A 15,523-nucleotide genomic window follows, 5' to 3' on the forward strand; every position below is an offset into this window, starting at 1 on the left:
CCGCATCCTGATGACCGCCCGCTGGGTCGTCGGGCACAAGGACGGCCGCCATCGCCTCTACGAGAACGGCGAGGTCGTCTTCGAGAACGGCGAGGTCGTGTTCGTCGGCCACGGCTTCCCCGGCGAGGTCGCCCGTCGCATCGATTATGGCCATGCCCTGATCGGGCCGGGCTTCGTCGATTGCGATGCGCTCTCCGACCTCGACACCACCATCCTCGGCTATGACAACCAGCCGGCCTGGAAGAAGGGCCGCGTCTGGCCGCGCAGCTATCTCGAGGCCGGGCCCTACGAGATGTACACGCGCGAGGAACTGGCCTTCCAGAAGCGCTATGCCTTCTCCCAATTGATCCGCAACGGCATCACCACCGCGCTGCCGATCGCCTCGCTGTTCTACCGCGCCTGGGGCGAGACGGTGCAGGAATTCGAGGATGCGGCGGAAGCCGCCGCCGATCTCGGCATGCGCGCCTATCTTGGCCCGGCCTATCGTACCGGCAATCAGGTCGTCGAAAGCGACGGCCGCGTCGTCACCTATTACGAGGAAGACCGCGGCCTCGCCGAGCTCGATGCCGCCATCGACTTCGCCAAGCGCCATGAGGGGCAGGCCGGCGGCCTGATCCGCGCGATGTTCGCGCCCGACCGCATCGAGACCTCGACCGCCGAATTGCTGCGCCGCACGGCGGCAGCCTCGCGCGAGCTCGACATTCCCGTCCGGCTGCATTGCTGCCAGTCGAAGATCGAGTACGACCTCGTCCTCGCCCAGCACAACATGAGCCCGCCGGAATGGCTGGAGAGCCTCGGCTTCCTCAACGAGCGCTGCCTGCTGCCGCATGGCACCGTCGTCTCCGGCAGCCGCCTGATCGACCGCCCCGGCCGCGATCTCGAGATCATCCGCGATTCCGGCGCCAGCATCGTGCATTGCCCGCTGGTCTCGGGCCGGCACGGCAATAGCATCAATCATTTCGGCAGCTACCGCGCCATGGGCCTGAACATCGCCATGGGCACCGATACCGCGCCGCCCGACATGGTGATGAACATGCAGACCGGCATGATCCTCTCCCGCACCATGGCCGGCAATGTCGGCGCCGTGCGTTCCGAGGATTATTACGACGCCGCGACCCTGGGCGGCGCCAACGCGCTGCAGCGGCCCGATCTCGGCCGCCTCCAGCCGGGCGCCCGCGCCGACATCACCGTCTTCGAATTCGACAGGCCGCATAGCGGGCAGGTCATCGACCCCATCCAGACGATGATGCTGACCGGCCATGGCCGCGACTTCGCGACCGTGGTGATCGACGGCCGCTTCGTCATGGAGAACCGGGCGATCCCCGGCCAGGACGAGGCCGCCGACAACGCTCGCGCCCAGAAGCAGTTCGAGGGCGTGATGGCGCGCTATCCCGAGCGCACGCTCGGCCACCCGCCGATGAGCGAGATCTTCTCGTCGAGCTACCCGATCGAACGCAGCGAGGCCTCTGCATGACCGCATCCGCCGCCGCGCCTCTCCTGTCCGTCCGCGACCTGCGCATCGTCTTCGATGGCCGCCACGGCCCGTTGACCGCGCTGGACGGCGTTTCCTTCGATATCGCGCCGGGCGAGATCCTCGGCGTGGTCGGCGAATCCGGGGCAGGCAAGTCCCTGACCGGCACGGCGGTGATCGGCCTGCTCGATCCGCCGGGCCGCGTCGCTGGCGGCGAGATCCATCTCTCCGGCCAGCGCATCGACAACCTGCCGGCCGAGCAGATGCGCCGGCTGCGCGGCCGGCGCATCGGCGCGATCTTCCAGGACCCGCTAACCTCGCTGCATCCCTTGCTCAAGGTCGGCGACCAGCTCGTCGAAACCATCCTGACCCATCTGCCGGTCAGCCGGACGGAGGCGCGCAAGCGCGCGCTCGATCTGCTCAAGGAGGTTGGCATCCCCGCCGCCGAGACGCGGATCGACCATTTCCCGCACCAGTTCTCCGGCGGCATGCGCCAGCGCGTCGTCATCGCGCTCGCGCTCTGCGCCGAGCCGTCGCTGATCATCGCCGACGAGCCGACGACCGCGCTCGACGTCTCGATCCAGGCGCAGATCACCACCTTGCTGAAGCGGCTCTGCCGCGAGCACGGCACGGCGATCATGCTGGTCACCCATGACATGGGCGTCATCGCCGAGACGGCCGACCGGGTCGCAGTGATGTATGCCGGCCGCATCGTCGAGATCGGCCCCGTGGAGGAGGTGACGCGCCGGCCGAGCCATCCCTACACCGCCGGCCTGATGGCCTCGATCCCGAGCGTCCATGTCCGTCACGAGCATCTCAACCAGATCGACGGCGCCATGCCGCGCCTCAACGCCATCCCGCCGGGCTGCGCCTTCAACCCGCGCTGCGGAAAGGCCGAGGATTTCTGCCGCAAGCACAAGCCCGGCCTGCCCGTGACCGGACATGCCGCAGCCTGCCATTTCCCCCTGAAGGAGGCGGCCCATGCTTGAACAGGCCACGACGCGCGCCCCCGCCCAAGCCGCCGGTGACGACATCATCCTCGATGTCGAGGCGGCCTGCTGCCGCTTCGACGTTTCGGCGCCGGCCCTGTCGCGGCTGTTCTCGAAGGAGCCGCGACGCATCCTGCGCGCGGTCGAGAATGTCTCCTTCACCGTGAGGCGCGGCACAACCTTCAGCATCGTCGGCGAGTCCGGCTGCGGAAAATCGACGCTCGCCCGCATGGTCGTCGGGCTCCAGCGCCCGACCGAGGGCAAGCTCAGCTTCCGCGACATCCGCCGTGCCGACGGCACGAGCGGTCCGCCGCGCGTGCAGATGATCTTTCAGGACCCCTATGCCTCGCTCAACCCGCGCTGGCGCGTCGGCGACATCATCGCCGAGCCGATCCGCGAGCTGAACCTGCGCGCCGACGAGGCGGCGATCCAGCAGCGCGTCGGCGATCTCCTTGAAACCGTCGGCCTGTCGCGCACCGATGCGAGCCGCTATCCGCATGCCTTCTCCGGCGGCCAGCGCCAGCGCATCTCGATCGCGCGGGCGCTCGCGACCGAAGCGGACTTCCTCGTCTGCGACGAGCCGACCTCGGCACTCGACGTCTCCGTGCAGGCGCAGATCCTGAATCTGATGGTCCGGCTGCAGAAGGAGTTCGGGCTGACCTATCTCTTCATCAGCCACAATCTCTCGGTCGTCCGGCACATGTCGGACGATCTCGCGATCATGTATCTCGGCCGTTTCGTCGAGGCAGGCCCGGCCGAGCAGGTCTTCACCCGGCCGCAACACCCCTATACCCGCCTGCTGCTCGACACGATCCCTGATGTCGAGCGGCCGAACCGGGCGCGCCGGCCGATGTCCGGCGAAGTGCCGAGCCCGATCAGCCCACCGGCCGGCTGCACCTTCAACCCGCGCTGCGCGCAAGCCGCCGACCGCTGCCGTGTCGATCGGCCCGAGCTGCGCCAACTGGGCGACGTCCGCGTCTCCTGCCACTTCGCCTGAGGCATAGGGCGTCGAGCCGATCTGTCATTCCGGGGCGTGCCGCAGGCGCGAACCCGGAACCTACGACTGGGTGAGACATTAGATGCGCCGCCGCTGCCGGTTCACCCGGTCGTGGGTTCCGGGTTCATTGCTACGCAATGCTCCGGAATGACAAAGGTTGCGCCTTAACTCACCAGCGTCGCTTCCAGCGTGATCGGCGCCTTGAACAGCTTCGAGACCGGGCAGCCGGCCTTGGCCTTGTCGGCGAGCGACTGGAAGGTCGCCTGATCGGTGCCGGGCACCTTGCCCTTCAGCGTCAGGTGGATCGCGGTGATGGCGTAGCCGTCATCGAGCTTGTCGAGCGTCACCCGCGCCGAGGTGTCGAGCGCATCGGCCTTGAGCCCGGCCTCGCCCAGGATCAGCGAGAGCGCCATGGTGAAGCAGGAGGCGTGCGCCGCGCCGATCAGCTCCTCGGGGCTGCTGCCGGGCTTGCCTTCGAAGCGGCTGGCGAAGCCATAGGGGTAGGCGTCGAGCGCCTTGGTTTCGGTCGAGATCGTGCCCTTGCCGTCCTTGATGCCGCCCTCCCAATGGGCCGAGCCTGTCCTGTTGATCGCCATGATGCTGTCTCCCGTTCTGGTTGGATCGGTATCCTGCGGCTGGAACGCTACCCTTTGACAACGGTCCAAGGCGAATCGGGTTCAGCTGCCGTCGAATGGAGTAGGGCGGCGGCGACCATCCAGCTCCGGCTACGAGCAGGAGCACCGGTAGGGACGGGGAGCAGGTGCGTTCGTCTGAAGCGGATCAGAACTTGTAGTTCACCGCGACCCTGCCAATTCCTCCGGTCTGGTCGAACCAGGTATTGTGCTGGTAGCCAGACGGAGCGAAGAACAGTGGATTCTCGTTCCCGGTCACACGGGTCTTGCCGAGATCGTAGTAGAGCCCTTCGGCGCGCAGGCTCCAGTTATCCGTCAGCGCATATTCGACGCCGCCGCCGAGCACCCATCCGTATTTCGTATCGGTTTCCGAGCCGGCATAGGTCAGGTCGAGGCTGGGCGAGGTGAACAGGGATTGCCCCTTCACCTGACCGTAGGCGAGGCCGCCCGTGGCATAGATCAGCAGACGGTCGAGCACGGCATATCCGGCGCGCAGCCGCAGGGTTCCCAGCCAGTTGAGTTCCGCCTTCGAGCGATAGACGCCAGCGGGAAGGGCAAGGCCGAAGGATGGGTCGGAGAAGGTGAACGGCCCGGGAATCGTGTTGGAGCTCTTGGTCGACGACTTGGCGATATCGGCTTCGGCGCCGAACACGAGTTGCTGATACTGCCAGTTGTAGCCGATCTGTCCGCCGATCACGCTTCCTTTGCTCGGTGAGATGGCATCGGCTCCGTTCGGCAGGATTTGGCAGGTCGGGGCATTCAGTTCGCCGGTCGGATCATAGCAGTCATGGTCGCCCTTGCCGCGGCCCCAGCCATATCCGGCATGAAGGCCTCCGTATAAGCCAGCCCATGAATAGGCGGCCGGGGCCGGTATGGGCGGCGGGTAATTTCGGGATGACAGGTCTGCGGCAAGCGCCGGCAGGGAGGACAGCAGGGCTGTAGTGGTGAGACAGGCTCCGCGAAGCATGAAGATCTCCGACAAGCGCCCGGTCTAGGCCGAGGATGCAGAACGCTAGCGTTGGAGATACAATAACATGGTTAATAATTGCTTTTTCGGTGTGGCGCATGCGCGCGGACACCGCTCATCCTCAGACCGTGCCTGTAACGGGATCGACCGCCGCTACCGTAGCCTCTCGGGCACAGTAACGGCGATCTGAGGAGCAAGTTGAGTGTTCCGCCGGTCTCAGCGGAACAGGGCCAGCGACTTCGACAAGGTGATCCAGACGCCCCAGGCGATCGGCAGGCCGACCACGGCCCAGGCCAGGAGGGCACTGCCGTCGAGGCCGCCCTTGCCGATGCCGTAGGACCCGTAATGGGCCGTCGCATCGACGCTTGCCGACCGCTTCTGCAGCGCCGCGACCTCGGCATCCTGCATGAACCACTTGGCCGCGACCGGGCGGACCAGGAGGTTGCAGAGGAAGCCGAGCACCAGCATGCCGGCGAGGATGTACATGGTGCGGTCATAGACCTGCGCGCGCGGCACGCCGGCCGCGATCTGCGCCTCGCGGATATAGTTCACCACGACCGGGCCGATGATGCCGGCGGTCGACCACGCCGTCAGCAGGCGGCCATGGATGGCGCCGACGAACTGCGTGCCGAACATGTCGGCAAGATAGGCCGGTACGGTCGCGAAGCCGCCGCCGTACATCGACAGGATGATGCAGAAGAAGCCGACGAAGAGCGCGAGCGATCCGGCATGTGCCGCCCAGGGCGAGAGCGCATAGAGCAGGATGCCAAGCCCGAAGAAGGTGGCATAGGTCAGCTTGCGGCCGAGCTTGTCCGAGAGCGAGGCCCAGAAGAAGCGCCCGGCGATGTTGAACAGCGAGAGCAGGCCGACGAAGGCGGCTGCGATCGTGGCGATCTGCGTCTTCTGCGCGGCGTCGAGGGCAGCGAAGCCGATCTCCGGCTTGCCGATCAACGAGCCCGCGAAGATCTCCTGCAGCATCGGCGAGGCCATGCCGAGCACCCCGATGCCGGCCGAGACGTTGAGGGTCAGCACCGACCAGATCAGCCAGAATTGCGGCGTCTTGTGCGCGTTCTTCAGGTGGACATGGCCCGACGTGATCATCGCGTTCTGCGCCGCCGGTGGGGTCCAGCCTTCAGGGCGCCAGTTCGCCGGCGGCACGCGATAGCCGAACGTGCCGGCCATCATGAAGACGAAATAGATCACGGCCATCGCGACGAAGGTCTGCCAGACGCCGACCGAGGCGGGCGTCTTGAAATAGTTCATCAGCATGTCCGCCAGCGGCGAGCCGATCATCGCGCCGCCGCCGAAGCCCATGATCGCCATGCCGGTCGCCATGCCGCGCCGGTCGGGGAACCACTTCACCAGGGTCGAGACCGGCGAGATGTAACCGAGGCCGAGGCCGATGCCGCCGATCACGCCGGAGCCGAGCCACATCAGCCAGAGCTGGTGCCAATAGACGCCGAGCGCCGAGATCAAGAGGCCGCCGCACCAGCACAAGGTCGAGACGAAGGCCGCCTTGCGCGGGCCGACGCGCTCCAGCCAGCCGCCCCAGATCGCCGCCGAGGAGCCGAGCAGCACGAAGAACAGCGTGTACATCCAGCCGAGATCGGCGACCTTCCAGTCGCAGGCCGTGGTGAAGAGCGAGCCGATCAGGCCGACATCCGCCGCGCAGGCGACGGGCTTGGTGATGCCGATCGCCTGGCTCAGCGGCAGCCAGAACACCGAGAAACCATAGGCCATGCCGATGCAGAGATGGATGCACAGTGCAGCCGGCGGCACGAGCCAGCGGTTGAACCCTGGCTTGGCGATAGTCCGTTCACGGTCGAGCAGGCCGATGCCGCCCCCGACCTGTCCGATATCCTGTGCGACACTCATTCCCCGGTTCCTTTCCCCATGGCTTCGCCGTTCGGGCCGGGTAGGGTCCCAGCTCGCTTGTGTCTTCTTGTCGCCGGCAGAACCGGCGTCTGGCTGCTAACCTCCGCGCCCCGGCCTGATCCGCGGCAGGGCTTGCCGCAACAGGGGCGTGAGGTCCTCCGGCCGGTTGGCGAAGGCGGCGAGGAAGTCCCCGCGCATGCGCCCGGTCCAGAACTGGTTGATATGGTCGGCAATCGATGCGGAGGCTTCCGCATCCGGGTAGGACTTGAAGAAATCGGCGATCTGCCCGGCCATGCGCCGGAGCTTATCGACGTTTTCAGCGTGGTGATCGGTGGTCAGGCCAGCCTCCGTCATCGGGCGATCGTCTCGGATTCGGGCGCGAGCGCGCCGGTGAAGACGATGCAGCCGTCGCGTCGTGCGACCGCAGCCAGGGTCAGGCCGAGATACCGGGCCCGCTCGATCGCGAGCGAGGTCGGCGCGGAGATCGCGACCAGCGTGCCGGCGCCGAAGATCGCGGCCTTCTCGACCATTTCGAACGAGGCGCGGCTCGTGACGAGCAGGAAGCCTTCGCCGGCATCCGCTCCGGCGCGGAGCCGTGCGCCGATCAGCTTGTCGAGCGCGTTGTGGCGGCCGACATCCTCGCGCACGGCCAGGATCGTGCCCGAGGCATCGCACCAGGCGGCGGCATGGACGGCGCGGGTCAACTGGTTCAGCGGCTGATGCTTGTCGAGCGCGGCGAGCGCGACCTCGATCGCCGAGGCCGGCACGGCGCGGGACGCGCGCGTCGCCGCGTCGGCCATGGGGATCTCCTCGATGGTCTCGACCCCGCAGAGCCCGCAGGAAGTCCGGCCCGAGAGATTGCGCCGCCGTGCCAGATGCTCGCGGAAGCGGCCTGGCGCGAGCTCGACCGTGACGATGACGCCTTCATCCTTCGGCTCGACGGCGACGGAACGGATCTCGTCCGCGCCGCGCACGATGCCCTCGGTCAGGCTGAATCCGGCAACGAAATCCTCCAGGTCCGACGGGCTCGCCATCATCACCGCATAAGGCATGTTGCCGTAGACGATGTTGATGGGGGTCTCGACCGCGACCTCGATCTCGCGCGCGGCCTCCGGCGCCGCGCCGAAGCGCAGCGGCTCGGCGGTGACGGCGGCCGAGGCCGGTGGCTGGGCTTCGCGGTTATTCCGCGGCATCGGGCAGGCGCTCCGCGATTCGGCGCAAGGTCACGTCCTCCTCGAAATTCTTCTCCTGCCAGGCGGACCAGGCGTTGGTGCGGCGAACCTCGACGGCGGTGACCTTGTATTCCGGGCAGTTCGTCGCCCAGTCCGAATAATCGGTGGTGATGACGTTGGCACCGGTCTTGGCATGGTGGAAGGTCGTGTAGACCACGCCCGGCTGCATCCGCTCGGAAATCACGGCCCGGAGCGCGATATCGCCCGAGCGGCTGGCCAGCGCGACGAGGTCGCCGTCGCGGATGCCGCGGCTCTCGGCGTCGAAGGCATGGATTTCCAGCACGTCCTCGTCATGCCAGGCGCCGTTCTCGGTGCGCCGGGTCTGCGCGCCGACATTATATTGCGAGAGGATGCGGCCGGTGGTGAGCAGCAGCGGGAAGCGCGGCCCCGTCCGCTCGTCGGTCGCGACATATTCCGTGATCATGAACTTGCCCTTGCCGCGCACGAAGCGGTCGACATGCATCAGGGGCGTGCCGGTCGGGGCCTTGTCGTTGCAGGGCCACTGCACCGAGCCCAGCTTCTCCAGCTTGTCATAGAAGACGCCGGCGAAGCTCGGGGTCAGACGCGCGATCTCGTCCATGATCTCGCTGGGATGGCTATAGGCCATCTCGTAGCCGAGCGCGCGGGCCAGCTCGATCGTGACCTGCCATTCGTCCTTGCCGGCGAGCGGGGCCATCACCTGCCGCACGCGGTTGATGCGCCGCTCGGCATTGGTGAAGGTGCCGTCCTTCTCCAGGAAGGAGGCGCCCGGCAGGAAGACATGGGCGTATTTCGCCGTCTCGTTCAGGAAGATGTCCTGGATGACGACGCATTCCATCGACGCCAGGCCCGCCGTGACATGCTTGGTGTTGGGGTCGGACTGGGCGATGTCCTCACCCTGGACATAGAGGCCCTTGAAGGTGCCGCCGACGGCCTCGTCGAGCATGTTGGTGATGCGCAGGCCCTGTTCGGGGTCGAGCGGCACGCCCCAGAGCATCTCGAAGACCTGCCGGGTCGAGTCGTCGGAGACGTGGCGATAGCCCGAGAATTCGTGCGGGAAGGAGCCCATGTCGCAGGAGCCCTGGACGTTGTTCTGCCCGCGCAGCGGATTGATGCCGACGCCGTCGCGCCCGATATTGCCGGTCGCCATGGCGAGATTGGCCATGGCCATCACCGTGGTCGAGCCCTGGCTGTGCTCGGTGACGCCGAGCCCGTAATAGATCGCGCCATTGCCGCCGGTGGCATAGAGCCGCGCCGCGGCGCGCACATCGGCCGCCGGCACGCCGGTATATTGCTCGCTCGCTTCCGGCGAATTCTCCTCGCGGGCGACGAACCGGGCCCAGTGCTCGAAATCGCCGAGATCGCAGCGCTCGCGCACATAGGCCTCGTCGATCAGCCCTTCGGTGACGACGACATGGCTGAGCGCATTGAGGAGCGCGACATTGGTGCCGGGCCTGAGCGGCAGGTGGTAATCCGCCTTCACATGCGGCGACTGCACCATGTCGATCCGGCGGGGGTCTGCGACGATCAGGCGGGCGCCCTCGCGGATGCGCTTCTTCATGCGCGAGGCGAAGACCGGGTGCCCGTCGGTCGGGTTGGCGCCGATGACGAGGATGACGTCTGACTTGGCGACGGACTTGAAGTCCTGCGTGCCGGCCGAGGTGCCGAGCGTCGTCCGCAGGCCGTAGCCGGTCGGCGAATGGCAGACGCGGGCGCAGGTATCGACATTGTTGTTGCGGAAGGCGGCGCGCACCAGCTTCTGGACGAGGAAGACTTCCTCGTTGGTGCAGCGCGACGAGGTGATTGCGCCGACCGATTCACGGCCGTACTTGGCCTGGATGCGCTTGAACTCGGAAGCCGCGTAATTGATCGCTTCTTCCCAGGACACTTCGCGCCACGGGTCCGTGATCTTCGCCCGGATCATCGGCTTGGTCATACGGTCGGTGTGGGTCGCATAGCCCCAGGCGAAGCGGCCCTTGACGCAGCTATGGCCCTCGTTGGCCTTGCCGTCCTTGTAGGGCACCATGCGGATGACGCGGTCGCCCTGCATCTCGGCCTTGAACGAGCAGCCGACGCCGCAATAGGCGCAGGTCGTGACCACCGAATGCTCGGGCTGGCCATGCTCGATGACCTTGTTCTCCATCAGCGTTGCCGTCGGGCAGGCCTGCACGCAGGCGCCGCAGGAAACGCATTCGGACCCCAGGAAATCGGTTGGCCCTGCCGCGACGCGCGAGTCGAAGCCGCGGCCGGTGATCGTCAGCGCGAAGGTGCCCTGCACCTCCTCGCAGGCGCGCACGCAGCGATTGCAGACGATGCATTTCGAGGGATCGTAGGTGAAATAGGGGTTCGAGGTGTCCTTCGCGAGCCAGTTCTCGTTGACCGCGCCGTCCTTGCCCTTGGCGAAGACGTGGTTCTCGCCCTCGTAGCCGTAGCGCACCTCGCGCAGGCCGACGGCGCCGGCCATGTCCTGCAATTCGCAGTCGCCATTGGCCGAGCAGGTCAGGCAGTCCAGCGGATGGTCGGAGATGTAGAGCTCCATCACACCCTTGCGCAGGCCGGAGAGATTCTCCGACTGCGTGCGGACGACCATGCCCTCTTCGGCAGGCGTGGTGCAGGAGGCGGGCGTGCCGCGCCGCCCCTCGATCTCGACGAGGCAGAGCCGGCAGGAGCCGAAAGGCTCGAGCGAGTCGGTGGCGCAGAGCTTGGGAATCTTGGTGCCCAGGCTCATCGCGGCGGCCATCACCGAGGTGCCGGCCGGCACCGTGACGCTCTGGCCGTCGATGGTCAGCGTCACCGTCTTCTCGGAGAGACGGATCGGCGTGCCGTAGTCGATTTCCTTGATCAGGGCCATCTCAGCCTCCTCACTCGGCCGCCAGAGGCAGCGGAGGACGGTCGAAATCTTCGGGGAAATGGTTGAGCGCGCTCAGCACCGGCATGGGGGTCAGGCCCCCCATCGCGCAGAGCGAGGCGTCGGTCATCAGTTTCGAGAGATCGCGCAGCACGGCGATGTTCTTCGGGACTTCGGCACCGGCGATGATCCGGTCCATCGTCTCGACGCCGCGCGTAGCCCCAATGCGGCAGGGCGTGCACTTGCCGCAGCTCTCCTTGGCGCAGAATTCGAAGGCGAAGCGGGCCTGCTTCGCCATATCCACCGTGTCGTCGAACACGACGATGCCGCCATGGCCGAGCATCGCGCGCATGGCCGCGAGGGCCTCGTAATCCATCTGCACGTCGAGCTGCCCGGCCGTGAGATAGGCGCCGAGCGGTCCGCCGACCTGCACGGCCCGGATCGGCCGGCCCGAGAGCGTGCCGCCGCCCATATCCTCGATGATCTCGCGGAGCGTGATGCCGAAGGCGAGCTCAATCAGCCCGCCGCGCTTGACGTTGCCGCCGAGCTGGATCGGCAGCGTGCCGCGCGAGCGGCCCATGCCGTAATCGGCATAGGCCTGCGCGCCATGGTCCAGGATCCAGGGCACGGCGGCGAAGGAGAGCACGTTGTTGACGACGGTCGGCTTGCCGAACAGGCCCTGCAGGGCCGGCAGCGGCGGTTTGGCGCGGACGATGGCGCGCTTGCCTTCGAGGCTCTCCAGCAGCGAGGTTTCCTCGCCGCAGATATAGGCGCCGGCCCCGAGCCTCACTTCCAGATGGAACGCATGCTGCGAGCCCATCACCGAGGCGCCGATCATCCCGGCGGCCTCGGCCTTCAGGATGGCGCGCTGGAGCGTGCGATGGGCATGCGGGTATTCGGAGCGGAGGTAGATGTAGCCGCGCGTCGCGCCGACCGCGATCGCGGCGATCGTCATGCCCTCGATCACGAGATAGGGGTCGCCTTCGAACAGCATGCGGTCGGCGAAGGTGCCGCTATCGCCCTCGTCGGCATTGCAGACGATATACTTCTGCTCGGCCTTCGCGTCGTGGACGGTCTTCCACTTGATGCCGGTCGGGAAGCCGGCGCCGCCGCGCCCGCGCAGGCCCGACGCCTTCACCGCCTCGACGATCTCGCCGCCGGTGAGGGCAAGCGCGTTCTCCAGTCCCTTGAAACCGCCATGGGCGCGGTAATCGGCGATCGAGAGCGGGTCGATGACGCCGACGCGCTCGAAGGTGAGGCGCTGCTGGCGCTTCATCCAGTCGAGCTCCTCGGTCTTGCCGAGTCGCAAGCCATGCGCGCCGCCCGAGACAAGGCTGGCGTCGAACAGCGCAGCGACATCCTTTGCCGCGACCGGGCCATAGGCGATCCGGCCTTCCGCCGTCTCGACCTCGACCATGGGCTCCAGCCAGAGCAGGCCGCGCGAGCCGTTGCGGACGATCTCGACGGAAAGCCCGCGCGCTGCCGCCTCGCTGGCGATGGCCTGCGCGACGGCTTCCGCGCCGACCGAGAGAGCGGCAGCGTCGATGGGGACGAAGATCCGGACCGGGTTGGCGCTCATGAATGCGCCCTTCCGTGCTGGCAGAGCCCGGCGATGCGGGCGGCATCGACGCGCCCGATCAGTTCGCCATCGACCAGGGCGGAGGGCCCGAGCGCGCAATTGCCGAGACAATACACCGTTTCGACGATGGCGTCGCCGGCATGGTGGTCGTCGACCGCGATGCCATGCTTGGCGGAGAGCTCGTCGACGACCGTTTCGCAACCCAGGGCCTGGCAGGCTTCGGCCCGGCACAGCTTGACGGTGCGCGTCGGCTGCGGGGTCGTCTTGAAATCATGGTAGAAGGAGATCGCACCATGGACCTCGGCGCGCGACAGGTTCAGCGCTTCCGCGATCAGCGGCACGGCCTGCGGGTCGACATAGCCGAACTCGTCCTGCAGGGCGTGCAGCATCGGCAGCGTGGCGCCTTCCAGATGCGCCAGCCCCGCGACGATCATGCGTGCGCTGTCCTGATCCCAGGCCGGATAAGCCGCCATCTTTCCTCCATAGGTCCGGTTCGCCGGACGCTCGTTAAGGGGAGGGTGGTTGAAACTGGAATGATTTCAAATCGTTTCTTTCGAAGGTGTGATAGTTTTTAACTATCAAAACTGGGGGACTGACACCGCTTCGGGAGTTTCGGCCTTGGTGGGCTGATCGAAAATGCCGTGCTGCATCGATTTTGCGCTGCACAATGCGGTGGCGGTTCTAAGACGATAGACGAAGTCTATCGTACGATCGGACGCCGCGGCAGCCCGGCATCGGTGACCGGCTTCGTCATCATCAGGAGGTTGCGCGCCAGCGGTGCCACCGGCTGCCGGTCGGCCACGATCAGGCCGATCGTGCGCTGCGCCTCCGGCTCGACCAGCGACAGCGCCCTCGTGCCGAGCGGCACGCCGAAGAATTCCAGCAATTGCAGCGAGACGATGCTGGCGACGCCCTGGATGCCGGCATGCGAGCAGAGGTTGAAGATCGAATTGGTCTCGATCATCGGACGCGGCGCCGTGCCGACCGAGCGGAAGATGCCGTCGATGATGCGCCGGTTCTGCATGTCGCCGGTGAGCAGGCAGAGCTTCTGCTCCGCGGCTTCGGCCCAGGTGATCGTGTCGCGCGCGCCGAATGGCCCGTCCTCGCGCGTCAGCAGCACGTAGGATTCCTGATAGATCGGCTTGGAGATCACCCGGTCGAGCGGCTCGTTGTCGAGATAGGTCAGACCGACATCGAGCTCGAAATCGTCGATGCCCTGTTGGATCTCCTGCGAGGTCAGCGACAGCACGGTCAGCGACACCGCCGGGTAGCGCTCCGAGAAGGGCGCGGTGATATGCGCGATCATCGGCAGCGCGGTCGGGATCGCGCCGAGCCGGATGCGGCCGGAGACACCTTCGCGCAGTTCGGCGATCGAATCCTTCATCACCTCGGCCTCGGCCAGGATGCGCCTGGCATGGGCGAGCACGACCTCGCCCTCCTTGGTGAAGCCCTGGAAGCGTCGCCCGCGCTCGACGATCATCACGCCGAGCTCCTCCTCGAGCTGCACGATCGCGGCCGAGAGCGTCGGCTGCGAGACATGGCACGCCTCGGCCGCGCGGCGGAAATGCTTCTCGCGGGCGAGCGCGTCGAGATAGACCAGCTGGCGAATGATCATGGCGTCGGCTCGGAGGCGGCGGAGAGCGCCGCGCGCCCGAGCATCGGCAGCTTGCGCGGGCGATGCAAGCGCGGCGGTTGCATTCCTGCAAACAGCCTGTTGCTGGCGGGGCAACGCCTGGAGAATTGCGCTGGGGCAATCCCGACCCTAACTCCCGGAGGCCGGGATGGCCGGCAGGCAAAAGGCCGCCTCGCGGCCTCGGGATGATCATGGCACAGGAACTGGAATTCGGGCTCGACACCTTCGGCGACGTCACCAACGGGGCGGACGGCAAGCCGCTGCCGCATGCGCAGGTGATCCGCAATCTCGTCGACGAAGCCGTCCTGGCCGATCAGGTCGGCATCGATTTCATCGGCGTCGGCGAGCATCATCGTGCCGATTTCGCGGTTTCCTCGCCGGAGACGGTGCTGGCCGGCATGGCGACGCGCACCAGCCGGATCAAGCTCGGCTCGGCCGTGACCGTGCTGAGCTCGGACGATCCGATCCGCGTGTTCCAGCGCTTCGCGACGGTCGATGCGCTCTCGAACGGGCGCGCCGAGGTCATCCTCGGCCGGGGCTCCTTCACCGAGTCCTTCCCGCTCTTCGGGCTCGACCTGCGCGATTACGAGAAGCTGTTCGAGGAGAAGCTCGATCTCTTCGCCGGCCTGCTGCCGCAGGAGCCTTTGACCTGGCAGGGTTCGATCCGCCCGCCGCTCAAGGATCAGCTCGTCTATCCGCCGGTTGAGAACGGCCCGCTCAAGGCCTGGATCGGCGTCGGCGGCAGCCCGGAATCGGTGGTGCGCGCGGTGCGCTACGACCTGCCCTTGATGCTCGCCATCATCGGCGGCGACCCGCTGCGCTTCAAGCCGTTCGTGGACCTGTACCACCGCGCCTATGGCCAGATCGGCAAGCCGGCCAAGCCAGTCGGCGTGCATTCGCCGGGCTATGTCGCGGCCACCGACGAGCAGGCGAAGGAGGAGTTCTTCCCGGCCTACAAGCAGATGCGGGATCGCATCGGCGCCGAGCGTGGCTGGCCGCCGATGGGCCGCGACGAGTTCGAGCAGGAGGTCGCGCGCGGCTCGCTCTATCTGGGCTCGCCCGAGACGGTGGCGCGCAAGATCGCTGCGACCGCCAAGGGGCTGGGCATCGCCCGCTTCCAGCTGAAATACAGCGCCGGCCCGCTGGAGCATGAGAAGGCGATGGAGTGCATCCGGCTCTACGGCGAGAAGGTCGTGCCGCTGGTGCGGGAGATGCTGGCTTAAGGCAGGTTGAGGCACCTCACGTCATGGTCGGGCTTGTCCCGACCATCCACGTCTTCCTTTCGCGAATGCGGTGGTTAAGACGTGGATGCTCGCCACAA

Annotated in this window: 13 protein-coding genes; 4 read left to right on the forward strand and 9 right to left on the reverse strand. The window is 66.8% G+C overall.

The features are described from left to right. Positions 1-10: 10 nt before the first annotated feature. The 3 genes from WFK61_RS21110 to WFK61_RS21120 are packed head-to-tail and all read left to right on the forward strand — an operon-like array spanning position 11 to position 3,457. Positions 11-1,474 (forward strand): amidohydrolase family protein, encoded by a 1,464-nt coding sequence (locus tag WFK61_RS21110; protein WP_336814090.1) that lies wholly within the window; start codon positions 11-13, stop codon positions 1,472-1,474. Beyond that, positions 1,471-2,460, forward strand: coding sequence for an ABC transporter ATP-binding protein (locus tag WFK61_RS21115; RefSeq protein ID WP_336814039.1), 990 nt, complete (start codon positions 1,471-1,473; stop codon positions 2,458-2,460). Before WFK61_RS21110 ends, WFK61_RS21115 begins: the two co-directional genes overlap by 4 nt. Further along, positions 2,453-3,457: an ABC transporter ATP-binding protein gene (locus WFK61_RS21120; RefSeq protein ID WP_336814040.1), complete on the forward strand. Its 1,005-nt coding sequence runs from the start codon at positions 2,453-2,455 to the stop codon at positions 3,455-3,457. Before WFK61_RS21115 ends, WFK61_RS21120 begins: the two co-directional genes overlap by 8 nt. A 164-nt stretch (positions 3,458-3,621) precedes the next feature. Here the strand turns inward: WFK61_RS21120 and WFK61_RS21125 are convergent, their stop codons facing one another. The 9 genes from WFK61_RS21125 to WFK61_RS21165 form a co-directional block, all read right to left on the reverse strand. Beyond that, the gene (locus tag WFK61_RS21125) at positions 3,622-4,053 is read right to left on the reverse strand and encodes an OsmC family protein (protein ID WP_336814041.1); all 432 of its coding nucleotides are present in this window, start codon (positions 4,051-4,053) and stop codon (positions 3,622-3,624) included. A gap of 184 nt (positions 4,054-4,237) precedes the next feature. Then, a complete protein-coding gene (locus tag WFK61_RS21130; RefSeq protein WP_336814042.1) occupies positions 4,238-5,056 on the reverse strand; it encodes an outer membrane protein in 819 nt (272 codons plus the stop codon). A gap of 216 nt (positions 5,057-5,272) precedes the next feature. Beyond that, positions 5,273-6,931, reverse strand: coding sequence for an OFA family MFS transporter (locus WFK61_RS21135; protein WP_336814043.1), 1,659 nt, complete (start codon positions 6,929-6,931; stop codon positions 5,273-5,275). Positions 6,932-7,027: 96 nt separating this feature from the next. After that, positions 7,028-7,285, reverse strand: a complete 258-nt coding sequence (locus WFK61_RS21140) for a formate dehydrogenase subunit delta (protein WP_336814044.1) — start codon at positions 7,283-7,285, stop codon at positions 7,028-7,030. Continuing rightward, a complete protein-coding gene (gene fdhD / locus WFK61_RS21145) occupies positions 7,282-8,124 on the reverse strand; it encodes a formate dehydrogenase accessory sulfurtransferase FdhD (RefSeq protein WP_336814045.1) in 843 nt (280 codons plus the stop codon). Before fdhD ends, WFK61_RS21140 begins: the two co-directional genes overlap by 4 nt. Beyond that, complete coding sequence (gene fdhF, locus WFK61_RS21150; RefSeq protein ID WP_336814046.1) at positions 8,111-10,993, reverse strand: formate dehydrogenase subunit alpha; 2,883 nt, start codon at positions 10,991-10,993, stop codon at positions 8,111-8,113. The genes fdhD and fdhF overlap by 14 nt, the downstream gene beginning before the upstream one ends. A 10-nt stretch (positions 10,994-11,003) precedes the next feature. After that, positions 11,004-12,569, reverse strand: coding sequence for a formate dehydrogenase beta subunit (locus WFK61_RS21155; protein ID WP_336814047.1), 1,566 nt, complete (start codon positions 12,567-12,569; stop codon positions 11,004-11,006). After that, entirely contained in the window at positions 12,566-13,042 is a 477-nt protein-coding gene (locus tag WFK61_RS21160; RefSeq protein ID WP_336814048.1) for an NAD(P)H-dependent oxidoreductase subunit E, read from the reverse strand. Before WFK61_RS21160 ends, WFK61_RS21155 begins: the two co-directional genes overlap by 4 nt. 227 nt (positions 13,043-13,269) lie before the next feature. Continuing rightward, complete coding sequence (locus WFK61_RS21165) at positions 13,270-14,184, reverse strand: LysR family transcriptional regulator (protein ID WP_248309238.1); 915 nt, start codon at positions 14,182-14,184, stop codon at positions 13,270-13,272. A 209-nt stretch (positions 14,185-14,393) separates the two neighbouring features. Between WFK61_RS21165 and WFK61_RS21170 the strand changes: the two genes are divergently transcribed. Continuing rightward, on the forward strand, positions 14,394-15,425 hold the full coding sequence (locus WFK61_RS21170) for an LLM class flavin-dependent oxidoreductase (RefSeq protein WP_336814049.1): 1,032 nt from the start codon (positions 14,394-14,396) through the stop codon (positions 15,423-15,425). Positions 15,426-15,523: the final 98 nt, after the last annotated feature.

The sequence above is a fragment of the Allobosea sp. MMO-172 genome, from assembly GCF_037147855.1.
GTDB lineage: Bacteria > Pseudomonadota > Alphaproteobacteria > Rhizobiales > Beijerinckiaceae > Allobosea.